The organism is Lactobacillus sp. UMNPBX19 (assembly GCF_002553805.1).
Lineage (GTDB): Bacteria > Bacillota > Bacilli > Lactobacillales > Lactobacillaceae > Lactobacillus.
Genome location: NZ_PCYR01000028.1, coordinates 1 through 20,006, shown reverse-complemented (window position 1 = coordinate 20,006; position 20,006 = coordinate 1). Strand labels below are relative to the sequence as shown.

General features: G+C 35.5%; 17 protein-coding genes, 1 tRNA gene and 1 other annotated feature. Of the genes, 6 read left to right on the top strand and 12 right to left on the bottom strand.

All coding sequences use genetic code 11. The features are described from left to right. Positions 1–211: 211 nt before the first annotated feature. A complete protein-coding gene (locus tag CP370_RS07685) occupies positions 212–2,155 on the bottom strand; it encodes a sucrose-specific PTS transporter subunit IIBC (protein ID WP_087285291.1) in 1,944 nt (647 codons plus the stop codon). 236 nt (positions 2,156–2,391) lie between these two features. On the opposite strand from CP370_RS07685, the gene CP370_RS07680 reads away from it, so the two are divergent. After that, positions 2,392–3,861 carry a sucrose-6-phosphate hydrolase gene (locus tag CP370_RS07680; RefSeq protein ID WP_087712591.1) on the top strand — a complete coding sequence of 490 codons (1,470 nt, stop codon included), beginning with the start codon at positions 2,392–2,394 and terminating at the stop codon, positions 3,859–3,861. Positions 3,862–3,871: 10 nt separating this feature from the next. After that, positions 3,872–4,858 carry a LacI family DNA-binding transcriptional regulator gene (locus CP370_RS07675; protein WP_087712590.1) on the top strand — a complete coding sequence of 329 codons (987 nt, stop codon included), beginning with the start codon at positions 3,872–3,874 and terminating at the stop codon, positions 4,856–4,858. A gap of 39 nt (positions 4,859–4,897) precedes the next feature. Here the strand turns inward: CP370_RS07675 and CP370_RS07670 are convergent, their stop codons facing one another. After that, the gene (locus CP370_RS07670; protein ID WP_087712589.1) at positions 4,898–5,674 is read right to left on the bottom strand and encodes a tyrosine-protein phosphatase; all 777 of its coding nucleotides are present in this window, start codon (positions 5,672–5,674) and stop codon (positions 4,898–4,900) included. Positions 5,675–5,876: 202 nt separating this feature from the next. Here CP370_RS07670 and thiD point away from each other — a divergent pair, with 202 nt between their 5' ends. The 3 genes from thiD (at position 5,877) to CP370_RS07655 (ending at position 8,820) form a co-directional block, all read left to right on the top strand. Then, positions 5,877–6,692 carry a bifunctional hydroxymethylpyrimidine kinase/phosphomethylpyrimidine kinase gene (thiD, locus tag CP370_RS07665; protein ID WP_012846748.1) on the top strand — a complete coding sequence of 272 codons (816 nt, stop codon included), beginning with the start codon at positions 5,877–5,879 and terminating at the stop codon, positions 6,690–6,692. 75 nt (positions 6,693–6,767) lie between these two features. Beyond that, positions 6,768–7,451 (top strand): type 1 glutamine amidotransferase, encoded by a 684-nt coding sequence (locus CP370_RS07660; protein WP_004898090.1) that lies wholly within the window; start codon positions 6,768–6,770, stop codon positions 7,449–7,451. Then, positions 7,432–8,820, top strand: coding sequence for an APC family permease (locus tag CP370_RS07655; RefSeq protein ID WP_087712588.1), 1,389 nt, complete (start codon positions 7,432–7,434; stop codon positions 8,818–8,820). The genes CP370_RS07660 and CP370_RS07655 overlap by 20 nt, the downstream gene beginning before the upstream one ends. A gap of 44 nt (positions 8,821–8,864) precedes the next feature. Here CP370_RS07655 and CP370_RS07650 read toward each other — a convergent pair whose 3' ends face one another. Beyond that, positions 8,865–9,758: a DMT family transporter gene (locus tag CP370_RS07650; protein WP_087285296.1), complete on the bottom strand. Its 894-nt coding sequence runs from the start codon at positions 9,756–9,758 to the stop codon at positions 8,865–8,867. 117 nt (positions 9,759–9,875) lie between these two features. Then, positions 9,876–10,116 (top strand) — a binding site (T-box leader). A 61-nt stretch (positions 10,117–10,177) separates the two neighbouring features. On the opposite strand from CP370_RS07650, the gene asnA reads away from it, so the two are divergent. Further along, complete coding sequence (asnA, locus tag CP370_RS07645) at positions 10,178–11,188, top strand: aspartate--ammonia ligase (RefSeq protein ID WP_087712587.1); 1,011 nt, start codon at positions 10,178–10,180, stop codon at positions 11,186–11,188. A 45-nt stretch (positions 11,189–11,233) separates the two neighbouring features. Here asnA and CP370_RS07640 read toward each other — a convergent pair whose 3' ends face one another. The 9 genes from CP370_RS07640 to CP370_RS07600 all read right to left on the bottom strand — a co-directional run bounded on the left by CP370_RS07640 (position 11,234) and on the right by CP370_RS07600 (position 19,939). Continuing rightward, the gene (locus CP370_RS07640; protein ID WP_087285298.1) at positions 11,234–12,634 is read right to left on the bottom strand and encodes an APC family permease; all 1,401 of its coding nucleotides are present in this window, start codon (positions 12,632–12,634) and stop codon (positions 11,234–11,236) included. 17 nt (positions 12,635–12,651) lie between these two features. Next, the gene (locus CP370_RS07635; protein WP_012846753.1) at positions 12,652–13,377 is read right to left on the bottom strand and encodes a gamma-glutamyl-gamma-aminobutyrate hydrolase family protein; all 726 of its coding nucleotides are present in this window, start codon (positions 13,375–13,377) and stop codon (positions 12,652–12,654) included. Positions 13,378–13,541: 164 nt separating this feature from the next. Next, positions 13,542–14,924: an amino acid permease gene (locus CP370_RS07630; protein WP_087713440.1), complete on the bottom strand. Its 1,383-nt coding sequence runs from the start codon at positions 14,922–14,924 to the stop codon at positions 13,542–13,544. Beyond that, positions 14,914–16,308 carry an amino acid permease gene (locus CP370_RS07625; protein ID WP_004896477.1) on the bottom strand — a complete coding sequence of 465 codons (1,395 nt, stop codon included), beginning with the start codon at positions 16,306–16,308 and terminating at the stop codon, positions 14,914–14,916. The genes CP370_RS07630 and CP370_RS07625 overlap by 11 nt, the downstream gene beginning before the upstream one ends. Before the next feature lie 158 nt (positions 16,309–16,466). Continuing rightward, positions 16,467–16,829: a DUF956 family protein gene (locus tag CP370_RS07620; protein ID WP_012846755.1), complete on the bottom strand. Its 363-nt coding sequence runs from the start codon at positions 16,827–16,829 to the stop codon at positions 16,467–16,469. A 65-nt stretch (positions 16,830–16,894) separates the two neighbouring features. Beyond that, positions 16,895–17,824, bottom strand: a complete 930-nt coding sequence (locus CP370_RS07615) for a PTS system mannose/fructose/sorbose family transporter subunit IID (protein ID WP_012846756.1) — start codon at positions 17,822–17,824, stop codon at positions 16,895–16,897. Between the two features lie 29 nt (positions 17,825–17,853). Continuing rightward, complete coding sequence (locus CP370_RS07610; protein WP_004896474.1) at positions 17,854–18,657, bottom strand: PTS mannose/fructose/sorbose transporter subunit IIC; 804 nt, start codon at positions 18,655–18,657, stop codon at positions 17,854–17,856. A gap of 20 nt (positions 18,658–18,677) precedes the next feature. Then, positions 18,678–19,673 carry a PTS sugar transporter subunit IIB gene (locus CP370_RS07605; RefSeq protein ID WP_087712586.1) on the bottom strand — a complete coding sequence of 332 codons (996 nt, stop codon included), beginning with the start codon at positions 19,671–19,673 and terminating at the stop codon, positions 18,678–18,680. Positions 19,674–19,866: 193 nt separating this feature from the next. Further along, positions 19,867–19,939 (bottom strand) — tRNA-Asn (locus CP370_RS07600). Positions 19,940–20,006 lie beyond the last annotated feature (67 nt).

The following is a 20,006-nucleotide window of genomic DNA, read 5'->3' as shown; positions in this document are numbered from 1 at the left end:
ATTTATTAATTAGAATTAGACTCGAAGAAAATATTATAAAAGAAAAGGAATCAAACAGCTATTTCTTAGCTGCTTAATTCCTTCTTAAAATTATCCATCAACAGGATTTGCAAAAGAGCCAATTAATCTTATATCTATATTCTATCTTACTCACAAAAATAAGCTCATCCCCTAAAACGGAAATGAGCTTATTTCATTTTATTAATAAAATTTATCTCTTAGTAACTGCGATTAAGTCGTCACCATGCTTCTTTTCTACGCCATCAATACGTTGAACATTTGCATAGCTAGTAGTGTTAGTAATTACAGTCATGACAGTTGTATCGTATCCTGCTTTCTTCACAGCATCTAAATCAACTGTTCCAAGCTTTTCACCTTTTTCAACATGTTGGCCTTGTTTTACATCAGTAGTAAATCCTTCACCCTTCATGTTAACAGTATCAATACCAATATGAATTAGAACTTCTGCACCTTCGTCTGATTTAATTCCATAAGCATGCTTAGTTTCATAAGCAACTGTAATTTCACCAGTTACTGGGGAGTAGATAGTACCTTCACTTGGTACCATTGCAGCACCCTTACCCATTGCTTCAGTAGAGAAGACTGGGTCATTTACATCTTTCAAGCTTTCTGCCTTACCTGAAACAGGAGAAGCAATTACTTCATCATGTAATTCTTTATCTTCTTTGATAATTTGTTCAGCTTTTTCTTGTTGTGCTACTTGATCACCAGCAGATTCAACAGTACCGGATTCTTCTACTACGTCTTCCTTAAAGTGACGTTTACCATATACAAAGGTTAAACCAAAGGCAACAATGAAACTAATTGCTACAGAAAGTGCCCACATTGGGATGCTCTTTGGAACCATTGATAAGAATCCAAGAAAACCAGCTGAGCCAAGAGCAGCGGCAGTAACATGCATTAAGCCGGCAAAAGCAGCACCAACACCTGCACCAATTAAAGCACAGAAGAATGGAAACTTGTACTTCAAGTTAACACCAAACAAAGCTGGCTCGGTAATACCAAGTAATGCAGAAACACCAGATGAACTTGCTAAGCCCTTAACCTTTTCATTCTTAGTTAAGAAGTAAATAGCAAATGTAGCAGCACCTTGCGCAACGTTAGCCATACATGCGGTAACAAAGATAAAGTCACCGGATCCACGACCACGTGCATATTCAGCTAAAAGTTGAGTTTCAACTGCTGGGAAACTTTGGTGAAGACCAGTAGTAACAATAGCTGAGTAAGATAAACCAAAGATACCCATACCAAAGGCACCAGTAGTATTGTAAAGCCAAACAATCGCAGTAGTTATTGCATCTGACACACCTTTAAAGACTGGTCCAATAATTGTAAAAGTTAAGAAACCAGTGATCATAATTGAAAGAAGTGGTGTGAAAGTAAAGTCAACTGCAGATGGTAGCCACTTGTGGAATCTCTTTTCTAAGAAAGCTAAAAGCCAAACTGCTACTAAGACTGGAATAACTTGGTATTGGTAATTAGTTTGAGAAACGTGTAAACCAAAGATATCCCAATATTTACCCGCTCCACCTAAAGCTGGAGTGGTCATGATCATACCAATAGTTGCACCCAAGAATTGGTTAGCTCCAAAACGTTTAGCAGCAGACATACCAACTAAGATAGGCATGAAAATAAATGGAGCAGCGGACATTACCTGGATAATTTCAGATAATCCTTTAATGCTAGGTGCCATTTGAACAACTGACTTAGCTCCAAATAAACCTGGAGAAGTTAAGAAGTTGTTCAAGGCCATTAATAAACCACCGGCTACTAATGCTGGAATAATAGGAACAAAGATATCAGATAAAAGCTTAATAAAGGCCATTACTGGATTGAACTTTTGATCCTTTTGAGCAACCTTCTTCAAATCATCAGTTGAAAGCTCTGATAGACCTGTCATTTTAATTAATTCATCGTAGACGTTATTAACATCCCCAGGTCCAATAATAATTTGAAACTGACCGTTAGTTTTAAAAGTACCCTTGATATCTGGATCGCTATCAAGTATTTTCATATTTACTTTACTATCGTCTTTTAAGACTAAACGTAGACGGGTAGCACAGTGAGCAGCGGCTACTAAGTTGTCGCGACCAACAGCTTCAATAACTGTTTCAGCAACTTTTTTGTGATCCATGTCTGTCTCCTCCTCGAAAATGTGTAAGCGTTTTAAATATTTACATTTATTATGATAGCGCATTCCAAGATTATGTCAAGCGCTTATCATAAAAAATGTTATTATTTTGCAACATTTTAATTTCTAATTTTTTAAAATACTAGTTTAATACTGTTATTCGTTTGACATATAGACCAGCTTTAAGTTAACATTCTTATATAAGAATGCGTTTACATATTCAATGAGGTGAATAAGTTATGGAATGGACAAGAGAACAACGTTATCGCAAATATAAAGATTGGGATGCACAGACTTTATTAAATCTTCAAGCTCAAGCTGCAACGTCTCCCTATCAAATGCACTATCATATCCACCCACTTTCTGGATTAATCAATGATCCTAATGGATTTTCCTATTATAATGGTGAATACCATCTATTTTGTCAGTCTTATCCATTTGGACCAGTTCATGGAGTTAAATCTTGGATTCACTATGCTTCACCGGACTTAGTGCATTGGCATTATCTTGGTTCAGCAATTGATCCAGATAGTGATTTAGATAATGCAGGTGCCTACTCAGGTTCAGCAATGGAACATGATGGAAAACTTCTATTAATGTATACAGGGAATCACCGCGATAAAGACTGGACTAGAATTCCTTATCAAGTAATTGCGGAAATGGATAAAGATAATCATATTACTAAACCTAAGGATGCCGCAATCCTACCTCCAGACCATGTTAGTGAACACTTCCGTGATCCACAATTATTTGAACATGATGGAAAATATTATGTTTTACTTGGGGCCCAAGATGCTAAGACTAAGAATGGTCACATTGATATCTATGAAACAACTGATCTCCAAAATTGGCATGAAAATGGATACTTAGACTTAGGCAAAGACAAAATGGGCTATATGATTGAATGTCCTAACCTAGTTTTTGTTAATAATTATCCTGTTTTAATTTTCTGTCCTCAAGGACTAGATAAGTCAGTTGCTGACTACAAAAATATTTATCCAAATATGTACTGGATCGGCAAAGATATTAATTTAAGTGAAGCTAAATTTACGCCACTCCAAGCTCATCCGGCTAACCTAGATGATGGTTTTGATGTATATGCAACACAAGCTTTTAATGCTCCTGATGGAAATGCCTATGCTATTTCTTGGGTTGGCTTACCAGATTGTACTTATCCAACTGATAAAGAAAATTGGGCTAATTGCTACAGTCAAGTTAAGCGTTTAGAAATTAAAGATGGTGCGTTATATCAACATCCAGTAGATGCAATCAAGAATTTACGTCATAATGAGAAACAACTCAATAATGAAAAGATAATTAGTCAAGCAGCTGGTAAACAATATGAACTGAAACTTCACTTACTAGCCGGTCAAAGTGGAAAATTACACTTAGCTTCTAATGAAGATCTATCATCAAGTCTAGTACTTGAGTTTAATACAGATAAAAACGCAAAATTAACAATTGATCGTGCTTCAAGTGGTCCAGCTGTTAACCCGGATTATGGAGCAACTAGAACAATTGACCTGAAAGATGATCAAGATCTAGATTTAGATATTTTCATCGATGGCTCATTATGCGAAATTTTCATCAATAATGGTCGTCATGTTGCAACTTTAAGATTCTTTGCACCAACTCCAAACCAAAAAATTGCTTTTGACAAAGATACTAAGTACACGGGACGACTATGGAACATGAATTCTATATTATAGGAAGATAACAATGGTCAAATTAACCGACGTAGCTGCCAAAGCAGGCTGCTCTGTTACTACAGTTTCACGCGTAATTAATAATTACGGCTATATTAGTCAAAAAACACGTAAAAAAGTTCATGAAGCAATGAAAGAGTTAAATTATCAACCTAATTCAGTTGCTCGATCTCTACAAGGCAAGAAAACCAAATTAATTGGTTTAATTTTTCCTGATGTTTCTAATCCTTTTTTTGGAGAATTAGTTTCTAAAATAGAAGATCAACTTTTTAAACACGGCTATAAAACAATTCTTTGTAACGCGGGCAATGACAAAGAAAAAGAGCGTACTTACCTGCAAATGTTAATGGCTAACCAAGTCGATGGCATTATTGCCGGTGCACATAACTTAGGAATTGAAGAGTATCAAAGAACTGGCTTACCAATTGTATCTTTTGATCGAAAACTATCGGACAATATTCCAATCGTTAGTGCCGATAACTTTAAAGGCGGTAGTTTAGCTACGCAAGAGCTTTATAATCATGGTGCACGTCACATTTACTTTGTAGGAAATCCCACTTTAGATGGTCATCCTACTCAAAAGCGGCTCCTAGGCTATAAAGAAACAATTAAGGAACTCAAGTTAACAGAACATATTCATCCAGTGATCTTTAATGAAACCCTCGCCTTAAAAGAAATGGCAATTAGAGACTTACTAAAAAATCATAAAGTAGATGGAATAGTCGCTTCTGATGACCTCACTGCCCTTCTTATTTTAAATATCAGTCATGATTTAGGTATTCATATTCCTAAAGATTTAAAAATTATTGGCTTTGATGGTAGTAAATTTGTCTGTGATTTTGAACCACGTTTATCTACAATTGTTCAACCTATTCCCTCAATTGCACAATTACTTGTTAAACTTTTAGAAAAAAGAATCGATAATCCAACTGAAGAACTGGATAACTATACCTACTATTTACCGGTAGAACTACTTAAACGTAAATCTAGTGGAAACTAAAAAACATTAGACACTTTTAGATGTGTCTAATGTTTTTTGTTACTCTAAATATAATTTTCTAAAATCTTTTAGATCTTGTTTTGAAAAACCAAGTTCTTGCGTAAAGTAATTTTCAAAACCACCATACCCGCTATCAATTGTCTGAGTAATTCCTTCAATAGCGGTACCTTCTCCTTCAGTAACATTCATTCGATTAACCATTTTAATCATCTCAGAATCACTTGGGAGTTGTTTTTTAAGACCAAAAGTATACAGCTCATTTGTTAATAAATAGTCACGGGCAATTGTATGCTCATCAACACCAAGGCCCTTTAAAATTAATGCTGTGGTCATTCCTGTCCTATCTTTACCAGCGCTGCAGTGATACACTAACGCTTCATTTTCAGGCAATGTAAGTAGGGAGGCAAACACACGAGCAAAAGCTTTTTGACTAGCAGGACTTAAAATCACATTTTGATAAATTTCACCTAAATAGCTATTAACTTTAGGGATATGATGCAAAAAGCGATATAGTTTATGACTGTCATTAACAAAATTACCGCTGCTATCCTCTGCGTAGACATGACAATCGAGAACTTCTACCCCATTCCATTGTCGGTCCGGAGCCATTAATTGCTCATTACTTGTGCGTAAATCACAATCTACTGTGACTTTCATTTCTTCTAACTTTTCTTCATCGCGTTTAGTTAGACTACTTAAAGAGTCAGAACGATAAATTTTATTCCACTTAACATGTTTACCTTCATTATTTTCATAGCCACCAATATCGCGAAAATTAACAGTACCATCAAAGGTAACTAAACGATTATGTTCCATACTTTTCATCCTTTATTATCCATATTATCTCTCAGTTTATATTCTAGACTATTTTCTACAGTAATTAAGTATTTGAGATCTAAGTTCAAGAAAAGTTCTTCCTTGCTGCCTTGCGTACAGAACACTTTCACTTTGTTAGTTTATTTTTTATAATTGATAGTAATAATTTACCGAAAATAAATTTTAGGAGGTACAGCACAATATGTCAAAAGAACACATCGAAGCTTTAACAATTGCAGGTCATGATAGCGACGGAAGTGCTGGGATGCCAGCAGATTTACATGCTTTTTATGCACGTGGTGTTTATGGGATGGGGCTTTTAACTGCTGCTGTCGCAGGAAATTCTCAAGGTATTTTTGCACAACAATTAATGCCATTAGATTTTATTCAAAAGCAATTTGATGTTTTAAATGAAGACTTTAAAATAAAAGCCGTTAAAACAGGAATGCTAGCTAATAAAGAAATTATTGATGTAGTTGCTAAAAACTTAAAACATTATCAAATGCAAAATATTGTGCTTGATCCAGTAATCATCACTAAGCATGGAGCTACACTTTTGGCAGATGATGCCTATCAAGCTTTTCTTGACGAATTAGTTCCCCTTGCAACAATTATTACCCCGAACTTTTTTGAAGCTCAGAAATTGACTGGACTTGAACTAAAGAATGAAAATGAAATTAAACAAGGCGCAAGAGAACTACAAAAAATGGGCGTTAAAAACGTTTTAATTAAGGGAAGTCACCACAATAGTAATCAAACCGAAGTTAAGGACTACCTTTTATTAGCAGATGGTTCAGACGAATGGTTAACTAAGCCTTATTTTAAAACAGAACGAGTTAACGGAACTGGTGATACTTTATCAGCGGTAATTACAGCTGAATTAGCTAAAGGGACTGATCTCGAAGCTGCTGTTAAAATCGCTAAGGATTTTACCTATGAAGCTATTTCACATCCAATAAATGTTGGCTCTAAATATGGCCCAATCAATCATCTAGCCGCTCAAGAAGAAATAAACTAATATTTTTTACTAACTAGGATTTAAGACAATTTTAAGTTATACTTTGAACATACAATTTAAATAAGGATGATAATTATGGCAGATAAAACAATAAAAATTGCATACTTATACGAAGATTTAATGAATACTTACGGAGATTCTGGCGATGTTAAAGTAATTCGTTACCTATTGGATAAGCAAGGCTATCAAACTGAAGTTGATAACATTTCATTAGACGATAGTTTTGATGCTAATGACTACGACTTTTTATTCTTTGGTGGTGGTCAAGATTTTGAACAAACTGTTGTAGCTAAAGATCTGCCACGTCATAAGGAAACAATTGAAAACTATATCAAAGCCGGTAATCCAATGCTTTGCATCTGTGGTGGTTATCAATTGATGGGAGATTATTATAAAACCAATTCTGGCATTACCATCAAAGGATTAGGCATATTACCTCTACATACAATTTTCAAGGCAGACAAGCGAATGATTGGTGATACCCGCTATATGACTGAATGGGGCGAAGTAAAAGCTTTTGAAAATCATTCAGGACAAACTTACTTTGACAATACTAATATGCTTCATCCCTTTGGTGAAATGATTGAAGGTTACGGCAACAATCCTCAAGATAAGGTTGAAGGTTTACGCTACAAAAACTTTATTGGATCATATTCACACGGACCGCTACTTCGAAACACAAATGTGGCAAACGCAATTGTTAAAATGATTTTAGAACGTCACAAGGAGCGTACTGCTAATGAAGTTGAATCCGTTTAGAAAAGAAAGCCTCAAGCGTTATCTCGGTACTGATAAGCACTTTGTCAAAACGCTCGGGGCTTTTGACTTATTAACCATTGGTATCGGAGCAGTTATTGGGACAGGAATTTTTATTTTACCAGGTACGGTTGCTGCTAAAGAAGCTGGTCCTGGTGTAACACTTTCATTTCTTATTGCTGCTTTAGTTTGTACTCTAGCAAGTATGTGTTACGCTGAACTCTCTTCTAGCATCCCTGTTGCTGGCTCGGCTTATTCCTACGGAAATATCCTTTACGGAGAAGTTATTGGCTGGATTTTAGGTTGGGCATTAATCTTAGAATATATGCTCTCAGTTGCTGCAGTATCAGCTGGATGGGCTTCTTATTTCAACTCCTTACTACACAGCTTTGGTTTACACATCCCGCATCATTTTGAGGGGCCATTCGATCCGTTAAATGGTACGTACCTAAATTTATGGGCAGTCATTAGCGTTTTATTAATTGGAATCTTACTTTCTCGTGGAATGAAAGCATCCATGAAATTTAATAATGCTGCTGTTTTAATTAAGATAGCAATCATATTTATTTTTATTGGTGTTGGTTTATTTTTTATTAAGCCTAAAAACTATCAACCTTTCACGCCATATGGAACTACAGGCGTTTTACGTGGAGCTACAACAGTCTTTTTTGCGTTTTTAGGTTTTGACGTTGTTTCATCTTCAGCAGCTGAAGTTAAAAATCCTAAAAAAAATATGCCTATTGGAATCATCGGTACTCTAATCGTAGCAGCTCTTCTCTATATGGGAGTTTCAGTAGTTTTAACTGGGATGGTAAATTATAAACAACTCGATGTAGCCAATCCGGTTGCCTACGCTCTAAAGGTCGTTAACCAAGGTTGGGTAGCAGACTTATTATCGATTGGTGCCATTGTCGGAATGAGTACAATGATGTTAACTATGATTTACTCAAGCTCACGTCTAATTTATTCTATTGGACGCGATGGACTCCTACCTAGCTTTTTAGGAAAAATTGATAAGCATGGTCTTCCAGAAAATGCCTTATGGATTGTAACTATTGTGATTGCAATTATGGGTGGTCTCTTTTCTCTTGAAGAACTTACTAGCTTAGTTTCAATTGGAACACTACTTGCCTTCACTTTTGTTTCATTCGGGGTCATCTTATTACGTAGAAGAAAAGATATTCCTGAAGGAGATTTCAAGGTTCCATTCTATCCAGTAATTCCTATTCTTTCCGGACTTGCCTGCATTGGAATGATGTGCTTTTTATCTGTTAAAACTTATATTTTTGCTAGCATTTGGTTCTTATTTGGACTATTTATCTATTGTGTCTATGGATATGAACATAGTAAAATCAGCAAAAGAAATAATTAATTACCAAAAAAGTAGTTACTCAGAAATCATGAGTAACTACTTTTTTATTTATGGTGCTTTGGTTCCCAATTAAGTGCTAATACTGCACAAATGATCATTATTGAACCAACCCAATCAATTGGAGCCATCACTAATCCAAAAATAATTACTGACCCAATTGTTGCGGAAACCGGCTCAAAAGCATCTAACAAACTAGCAGTTGATGGCTTGATATAACGAAGTGATCCCATCATCCATTGAAATGGAATTAGAGTTCCAATCACGATTATACCAGCCATTAGCCAAAAAACGTTAATATTATTCGGAATCTTTGGCCATACCGGATGTGCTATTACCAAAGCAATACCTGAAAAAAGCAAGCCCCATCCGGTTACTACTAGACTAGAAGTATGATCAAGTAATCGACGTGGAATAAGAGTATTGGTAGCTACACCTACTGCTGAAATTAGGCCCCAAAATAAAACTGAAGGAGTTAAGGATAATTGATTAAAGTGCCCATGTGTAGCTAAAAAGAAAACTCCTATAAAAGCAACAATAGCAGCAATTACATCTACTGCACGTAATACCTGATGCTCAAATACTACCATATAAAATAAGACAAAAAATGGTCCAATAAACTGTAATACAGTAGCAATAGAGGCATTTGCTTGTTGAACAACAATGAAGTAACAATATTGCACCGGTAATAATCCTAACAAACCGTACGCAATAACAGTAATTGCATCTTTTTTATCAGTCATAGTTTTAAGTGGTCTTTTGCCAGTAATTTGAGCAAAAATCAATAATAATACTCCACTTACTACCATTCGAACTTGTGAAATCCAAATCGGCGTTATACTTGAGCTGATATTAAATAATCCCTTCGCAAATAACCCTGAAATGCCCCAAAAGACACAGGCTAATGCTGCCAAGCACGTCCACAATCTCTTTTTTGTCATATTTTTCCAACTTTCCTAATCTTATGCAAGATTCATCATAACATACTAGAAAAAAATTATCTTTTTACCTCTTGCTTTTTCAACGCAAATCGAGTTAAATATAATTAATATAAAAATTAAAAAGCAATGAAGAGACGAGTAGATAATTTTATTCTTTCAGTGAATTAGCGTTAGTGAGAAGCTAGTAGACCCTGAATTATCGAATAACACTTTTCCGCTGTGCTGCTAGCCTAAATTAAAGTAAGCTACGCCGTCATCGGTACGTTATCAAGCCGAAGAGCATGATTGTGTTCTATTAAGCTGGTCTATTTTTAGACAATTTAGGTGGTACCGCGGAAAAAAGCCTTTCGTCCTGAGAAACTCAGGAGTGAAGGGCTTTTTCTTTACTCTTAAAATTTTTCTAAGGAGTACAGATAATTATGACATTAATATTACCTAAGGACTACCATCCAAGTTTAACCATTCGTGATACTGAAGCCGCAATTGTTTTCATTAGAGAAACTTTTCAAGATAAAATTGCTGACAAATTAAACCTTCAAAGAATGTCAGCACCAATGTTTGTTGAAAAATCTACTGGATTAAATGATAACTTAAATGGGATTGAACGTCCGGTTGCTTTTGATATGAAGGCTATGCCAGATGATACAATCGAAGTTGTACACTCATTAGCAAAATGGAAACGTCTAGCACTTAAGCGTTATGGTTTTGGAATGCATGAAGGTCTTTATACTAACATGAACGCAATTCGGCGTGATGAAGATTTAGATAATTTTCACTCAATCTACGTAGATCAATGGGACTGGGAAAAGATTATTGCTAAAGAAGAAAGAAATATTGAGACTCTTAAAACTACTGTCAAACAAATTTTTAAAGCAATTAAAGAAACTGAAAAAGAGCTCAGCGCACGCTATCCTGGTTCTACTTACCGCTTACCTAGCGACATTACTTTTATTACTACACAAGAACTGGAAGACCGCTGGCCAGATTTAGGACCAGAAGAACGTGAAGATAAAATAGCTAAAGAGAAAAAAGCAGTATTCTTAATGAAAATTGGTGATAGATTAAAGCGTAGTGGTAAGCCACATGATGGTCGTGCACCAGATTACGATGACTGGCAATTAAATGGTGACTTACTATTTTGGTATGAACCTTTACAACGTAAAATAGAAATTTCTTCAATGGGAATTCGAGTTAGCGAAGAATCGCTGAAAGAGCAACTCAAAAAAGCTCATACTGAAGAAAGATCTGAATTACCTTTCCACAAAATGCTTTTAGAAGGTAAACTTCCTTATACAATTGGTGGTGGTATTGGCCAATCTCGTTTATGTATGCTTTTACTTGGAAAAGCTCATATTGGCGAAGTTCAAGCAAGTATTTGGCCTCCCGAAATGATTGAATCATGTGAAGCTGCCAACATAAAAATTCTATAGCACAAAAAAGACTGTCTAAGCCAATCGGCTTAGCAGTCTTTTTCGTTATTTACTAGCTTTACGATCTTTTCTAGAGATAGTAAACATAATTAGAGGTAAAAGGATAAATCCAAAAATCATCATAGCAATTGCATACCAATTAATTCCAGTTACTTGTCCTTGTGCATTGACCACCCCAAACTGAGCCTTCCAATTATATTCTACTAGTAAGAAAATTACTAAAGCAATGGAAAGAATTGGAACTACAATATCAGTCCACACATTCTTTTGCGCATTTAAAACTGGTTCTGCAGTTTTTCCACGATAGAATTTAATAACTGCCAATGGAACTACAATAAAGCCTAAGAAACGTACCATAGCACTTAAAGTAATCAAGTTAACCATATTATATTCAAATGCCATTGGAATTAAAATTGCAAGTAATACAGAAATAAAGAAAGTTCTAATTGGAAAATTATTCTTGGTTCTTTTAGTTAAAGCTTTTGAAAATTGGTTTTCACGTGCCATAGCCTCTAAAATTCGTGGAGCATTGAAACTAGAAGCAACATTAATACCAAACATTGAAACTAAAGCACCAACTAAGATAACATCCCTTAAAATTTCATTCTTAAAGATAGCAGCAATTGCGACAACTTGCTTAGTTGTCATTAACGCCTTAGGATCAAGCATCATCGCTACAGCAACAACCCCAATATAAATTACCGCGATAACAATAATAGCTAAAGGAATAGCGCGTGGTAAATTTTTAGCAGGATTCTTCATATCGTCTGAACCAGAAGCAACTGATTCAAATCCAGTAAAGGCATAAAAGGCAGATACGATTGCCATTACAAAACCTGTAGTAGTTAAAGTAGGAACAATCTTTTGACCATTTTGAGTAATTTGATCTACCTGACTTAAATTACTTGAAGCACCACTTACAATTAATAAAACTACTCCTGCTACAATAATCAATACTAGAGCGGCTAACTTACCAATAGTTGCTAAGTTCATAACATACTTAACAACTTTTTGACCAAATAAATTAATTATCGTAATAACAGCCATTAATATCAAAAAACCAATAGTTACGCTCATGGTTTCATTAGGGTTACCACCAAAAATAGAAATAGTAGATTTAATAACCCCAACTGCCATTACACCCCAGGCAACACTAGCTGAAAAATAACGTAAAATTCCCATATAGAAACCAACATTATTTCCAAAAGCTGCCTTTGAGTATGCATAAGCTGCTCCAGATTTAGTTACATATTTTGCTGCTGCTGCAAAAGAAATAGCTAAAATAGATGCAAAAATTGCAGCTATAAAATATACGATTAAAGCTTTAGATCCAGCCTGTTGAACTACGTTCCCTGGCGTTAAAAATATTCCTGAGCCAATAATTGAATTAATGGCCAACAAAACAATAGACCAAAAGCCTAATTTACTTGTTTCATTTTCGTTCATCTATTAATAACTTCTTTCTATTTTTTCTTTGCATTATCAATAATATATTTAAACAGATTATTTTGATAAGGAACTACACGATGAAGCATTTCGGGATGCCATTGAACCGCAATAATTGATGCATCTTTGTTTTCAATTGCCTCTACTACCCCATCTACACAACGAGCTGAAACCTTAAAATCATCTGCTACATCCTTAATTAATTGATGGTGGAAAGAATTTGTTTGCATCTCTTTCTTGCCTAACAATTCTGCAATCTTAGTACCTGCTACTGTTTTTACAGTATGAGTAAGCAAGGTTGGAGTTTGACCTTGACTATGCTTTAATGTTTTTTCTTTTCTATAACTAAGATCTTGATATAAGGTTCCACCATGATACACATTAATAATTTGTGCACCACGACAAATTCCTAAAACAGGAATTCCATTTTCTTCAGCTAGTTTTAAGAGCCGCATATCAAATTTATCTCTTTCAGGCCAAATATCTCCCAATTTTTGTTCAGGCTCTTCACCATAGTTATGAGGATCTACATCATGACCACCAGATAAAATTAATCCTTGAACATTTAAAAGTTGCTCTTTCACAACCTCTTCATCTTCATTGAAAGGAATGATATAAGGAATTCCACCATTTTGGATTACAGAATCAATATAATCGTCATTAACATAACTCCGACGATAGCCTGGAAAAATACCGCCATCATCAATAATTATAGAACCAGAAATTCCAATAATTGGTTTCATATTTACTCGCTCCTTTAACTTACTTTTTACCAGTTAGACTTAATTATAAATTATATAGTTTAATGCGTAAACACTATAACTTAAAATTAACACCTTTTTCTCATTATAAGCTAATATTATGTCCTAATAAAAAAAGACCATCCCTAAAGAAATGGTCTAATTAATTATTTTTTATTACGATGTTTAAGCATATACACAAGGCTTGCTAACACTAAAACTCCAGCACCCACACCTACAGAAATTCTTGTCTCTGGATTGATAAACATAAATACAACAATCACTAATAACATTGCAAATGCAAAATAATTTGAGTATGGGTAGAGGGGTAACTTAAATGGATGTTCAGCCATTAAATGTGAATTATTTTTTCTGAATTTCAATTCAGAAATCAAAATTACAAACCATGCTACCATTCCTGGTAAAACAGAGGAACTGTAGACAACCACAAATAATTCTCCCATTGACTTATTCATAGTTGACATTATCAAATTCAAAATAAAGCCGATTAAAATACCAGACGTAATTCCAACGATAGCTCTGTCAGGAACAATACGCTTAGATAGTTTTCCAAAAGTATTTGGCGCTTCTCCCTCATGTGCCAATTTAAATAGCATTCTACTAGATGAATAAATACCAGAATTCGCACCTGACAAGGCTGCGGTTAAAACTACGAAGTTAATAATCCCAGCAGCTGCTGTGATCCCTACCTTAGTAAAGGTTTCTACAAATGGAGAGCCAATATTACTTAATTGATTCCAAGGATAAATTGTAACGATCACAAAGATTGCCCCAACGTAGAAAATCAAGATACGCCATAAAACTGATTTTACGCTTTTTACAATTGCCTCTTGTGGGTTGGCTACCTCTCCAGCAGAAATACCAATTAATTCTATTCCCTCATATGAACCAGCAATAATTGCCATTGAGAAAAAGAATCCTTTTACTCCACCAGTGAAAAAGCCACCATGTGACCATAGATTACTAAAGCCGATTGGTTTTCCGTGATTTCCTACGCCGAGTAAAATCACCAGCAAGCCTAAAATAATCATTATCACAATTGTTACTACCTTAATCATCGCAAACCAAAACTCTAGTGTTCCATAAGCTTTAGCACTAGCTAAGTTTGCCAGTAATAAGAACGCAATAATTATTATTCCAGACCAAAAAACACTAACTTCAGGCCACCAAAACTTTAAGTACTCTGTTGCGGCCACAACTTCTGAAATACCAACAACAATATATTGAAAGACATTAGCCCACTCAGCTAAATATCCCGCTAATGGTGAAATGTACTCTGTTGCATAATCCGCAAATGACCCTGTTCCAGGACTAACATATAGCATCTCTCCCAGTGCTCGCATTACGATATATAGAATTAGTCCTACAAACATATATGCTAATAAAACCGATGGACCTGTCCATTTAATAGTTGATGTAGATCCCATGAATAATCCAACACCAATGGCTCCACCTAGAGAGATCATCTCCATTTGTCCAGCAGTCATCGATCGTTTTAGTTTAGGGGGATGATTCTGTTTATTCTCCATCATTTACACCATCCTTTTTATGTCGAAATAGATAAACAATTGTAGCTATAAGTAAGACCGCAGCTCCCACTAATACAGAAACTCTAGTTTCAGGGTTAATAAGCATAAAGACAACAATAACAATCAGCATCAAAAATGCGAAGTAATTGGAAACAGGGTATAGCGGTAATTTAAAGGGATGGTCTACTAATAAATCTTGATTATTACGTCTAAATTTTAGTTCGGCAAGTAAGATCACAAACCATGGAATCATACCTGGCAAGACTGAAGATGAGAAGACGACAACGAATAAATCTTGAGTAGACTTATTAATTGTAGCCGCAATCATATTAATAATAAATCCAATGAGTATTCCCCCGGAAATACCTAAAATTGCATGATTAGGAACAATGCGCTTAGAAATATGTCCAAAGGTCTTAGGAGCATCCCCATCATGAGCTAATTTAAAAAGCATTCTACTAGATGAATAAATTCCAGAGTTTGCTCCTGACAACGCTGCCGTTAAAACCACAAAGTTAATAATACTTGCTGCTGCGGTGATTCCTACCTTTGCAAATGTAGTTACAAATGGAGAGCCAATATTACTTAATTCGTTCCATGGATAGATTGTAACAATAACAAAAATTGCTCCAACATAGAAAATCAAAATACGCCACAAAACCGATTTAACACTTTTAACAATTGCTTTTTTAGGATTGGCTACCTCTCCAGCAGAGATTCCAAGCAACTCAATTCCTTCATACGAACCCACAATAATTGACATTGAGAAAAAGAAACCTTTTACTCCGCCTGTGAAAAATCCGCCATGTGACCATAGATTACTAAAGCCAGTTGGTTTTCCACCGTTCCCCACTCCAAAGAAAATTACAATGAATCCTAAAATAATCATTAAGATAATAGTTACAACTTTAATCATTGCAAACCAGAATTCAAGAGAAGCATATGCTTTAGCACTAGCCAAATTTGCTAAGACTAAAAACAAAATAATAATAATTCCTGACCAAAACACATTAACTTTTGGCCACCAAAATTTTAAATATTCAGTTGCTGCAACTACTTCAGACATTCCAACAACTATATATTCAAATACATTAGCCCACTCAGCTAAATATCCCGCTAATGGATGGACATATTCAGTTGCATAATCTGCAAACGATCCTGTTCCTGGATTAACATATAACATTTCTCCCAATGCCCGCATTACGATGTATAAAATTAAGCCAACGAACATATATGCCAGTAAAACAGACGGGCCTGTCCACTTTATAGTGGAAGTGGATCCCATGAACAATCCAACCCCAATTGCCCCACCTAAAGATATCATTTCCATTTGACCAGCAGTCATGGAACGTTTCAATTTAGGCATTGACTTTTTATTTTCCATTACTTAATGCCACTCCTATAAAAAAAACTAGCAGTCAGTTGAGAGCTAGTTTTAGATATCAAAAAATTGATTAATGTTATTTTAATACAGGTAAGCATTAATGCCAAGGCCTTTTTAATAAAAAAATAAGGAGCTAGCCCTAGAGCTAACTCTCCTTATTATTTGTGCTTAAAATTCCGTTTGATTTTTTGCCAAATGGTAAGAGCTTTTCTCATGTTATCTGCTGGTACATGTTTTCGAATAGCACGCAAAGTCGGCTTTACATGTCTTGCAGCAAAAATAAAGCTCCCATTTTTTCTAGTACAAATCTTAAAACGAGGAATATATTTTCCACCAAAATATACATCGGCTACTACAACAGTTACTTCATCCCACGGAATCTGGACATAGTCATTTGGATTATTATCACTATAAAACTCAAACCCTTTATCTCCGACTAAAACTTTTCCATATGTAGGAATTCCTCTAAACCAAGTCGCAGCATCTACATACTCTGATTTTGTATTTAATGATTGAACCATATAAAAAACCTTTTCATATATAAGAAAAACGGTCTAACTAAGACCGTTTCTTATCTGATTAATTGTTATAGTAAGCCAATTACGTGACCTACAATACCAACAACAAAGATACCAATGATGATAACGATTGGTGAAACTTTCTTCTTTAATAACCACATACATAAGAAAGTTAATAGAAGTGCAGTAAGACCAGGAATCAAACTATCTAAGTTTTGTTGTAAGGTTGTTTCCTTAATTCTATCTAAGGCCATACCATTACCTAAGTTGTATTCACTCAAAGCCTTATGAATACCTTCTGCTCCCTTTGGAAGGGTGTTCCAATCAATATAAGCACCCTTTTGAAGTGGAACACTTGAAACAACTGGTTTGAAGTTAATTGTTACCCAACGCTCAATTAAAGCACCGATAACAAACATACCCATCATAGAAGCTCCACGGGTAATTTTTTGTAATAAACCACCTGAAGCATCTTCTGTAATTTTAGTACCAGCTTTGTAACCCATTTCTTGAGTGTACCATAAGAATGACATACGAATTACATTCCATAATACAAAGAACAAGATAGGTCCTAAGACATTACCACTCAAAGCAAGTGAAGCACCCAATGATCCAATAATAGGACGAATTGTATACCAGAACACAGGGTCACCAACACCGGCTAAAGGTCCCATCATACCAACTTTAACACCTTGAATAGCGGTGTTTTCAACTTGAGCACCATTAGCCTTTTCTTCTTCTAAGGCAAGAGTAACACCAATAATAGGTGATGCTAAGTAAGGGTGTGTGTTAAAGAACTCCAAATGTCTCTTTAATGCAAGAGATAAGTCTTTCTTTTCAGGATATAATTTTCTTAATGCTGGGATTAAACTGTAAGCCCAACCACCATTTTGCATTCTTTCATAGTTCCATGAACCTTGAAGAAAAGTAGAACGCCACCAAACCTTAATACGATCTGATTTACTTAAAGTTAATTTCTTTTGTGCAGTTTCAGTCATTGTATAATTAGCCTCCTTTCGCTCAAATTTTAATAGTCATCCAGGATATCGCCTAATGGATCACCTGAACCAGAATTAGAGTTATTGTTGTTTCCACCTTTAGAACCTTCAAGAGCAAGGTACATAATAGCAAGTGAAATACCAATACCACCAAGAGCGATCAAAGTTAATTCCTTAACGGCTGCCAAACAGAAACCAATGATGAAGAATGGCCATACTTCCCGGCTAGCCATCATATTAATAACCATAGCGTAACCAACAGCAACAACCATACCACCACCGATGGTCATACCTTCATTTAACCAAGAAGGCATTGCATTTAAGCCAGCACGAACAACAGAAGCTGGAATAGCAAGTAATAATGCGGCTGGAATAGCAATTCTCAAACCTTGTAAAGCAACAGCAATCATTTGCCAGCGGTCAATAGCTCTCCAGTTAGCTTCTTCAGCTTTTCTATCCATAATATGAACAATAGCAACAGAAATAGTACGAACTAACATAGTTAAGAACAAACCAGCAACGGCCAAAGGAATGGCAATACCAATAGCGGTACCAATTCCCTTTTGACCTTGTCCACCTTGAACCAAAATAATAGTTGAGGCAACTGATGCCAAAGCTGCATCTGGAGCAACAGCAGCACCAATATTAGCCCAACCTAAAGCAATCATTTGTAGTGAACCGCCAAGCATAATACCGATAGTTAAGTTTCCAGTAACCAAACCAATTAAAGTACATGCCACTAGAGGTTGATGGAATTGAAATTCATCAAGAATTCCTCCCATACCTGCAAAGAAGGCAACGATCACTACCAGAATCATCTGAATAGCATTCATTTAATAAATCCCCCTATAAATTATTTCTTTTCATCAACTAATTTTTGAGCTTTATCCAAAAGTTCATCCATATTTTGTTTACCATCAGAAGGAACTTTACGGACATCAAATTTAACGCCCAAATCTTTTAATTTCTTATACGTATCAATATCTTTTTGATCCATTGCCAAAACAGTATTGACATTAACTTTACCATCACTATATGCCATGGATCCGACATTCAATTCTTTGATGTCCATTCCACCTTCAATAGCTTTAAGTGCATCTTCTGGATTTTCAAATAAAATCAATGCCTTAGTATTTCCAAAACGTGGATCTTTTACCACTTCAAGCATCTTATTGATTGGAACAACATTTGCTGGTACACCAGCTGGTGCTGCTTCCTTAATCATTGTTTTACGAATTTTATCTTTAGCAACATTATCTGAAACAACAATGATTCGATTTGGATTCATAGCCTTAGTCCAACCAGTTGCAACTTGTCCATGAAGAAGACGTGAATCAATTCTAGCTAAAACATACTTAATGTGACCATCACCAATGACAGTACCCTCAGGAATAGCACCTTGTGGTTGTGCATTATTGCTTGGGGCTGCCTTTGTCTCCTCTTTAGGCATAAGAGATTCAGGTTGTGTTTTAATTCCATCACGACCTGGTTCAACAATAGCTTTGGCAATATCATGAGCATTATCGCTTGCCATTCTTTGACCCAAAGCTTCGATAACCATAGGTAAATTCATACCCGATACAATAGCCCAAGTATCTTCATGTTCTTTAACAAGATTATTTGCTTGGTTAAATGGTGTACCTCCCCATAGATCAATCAAAAACAACACTTGATCTTGATCATCAAAAGAAGCAACAGCTTTTTCCATCTTAGCTCTAATATCATCTGGACCTTCATCAGGCTTTAAAATCACATGAGCCAGATTCTCTTGCTTACCAAAAATCATTTCAGCAGATTGAAAGATTCCATCAGCAAAGCCACCATGACTAGCTAGGACAATTCCTACCATTTGATTTCCCCCTTAATCAAAATACCTCCACGAATACTTTATAGCAGAATAAATGTATACGCTTGCGTTTAATATCATACCATTTTTTTATTGAAAATGCTTGCATAAAGTTAAAAAAGTAAAAAAATAATAACTATAAAAAAAAAGGAAGAACAAAGATAATCCTTCATTCTTCCTTTAACTCATTACTTTACTCCGGCTGTCAGACTCGAACTGACGACAACCTGATTAACAGTCAGGTGCTCTACCAACTGAGCTAAGCCGGAATATTAAAAAAGAGCACGGCGACTGCCTACCCTCGCAGGCAGTTTCCCACCAACTACTCTCGGCGTT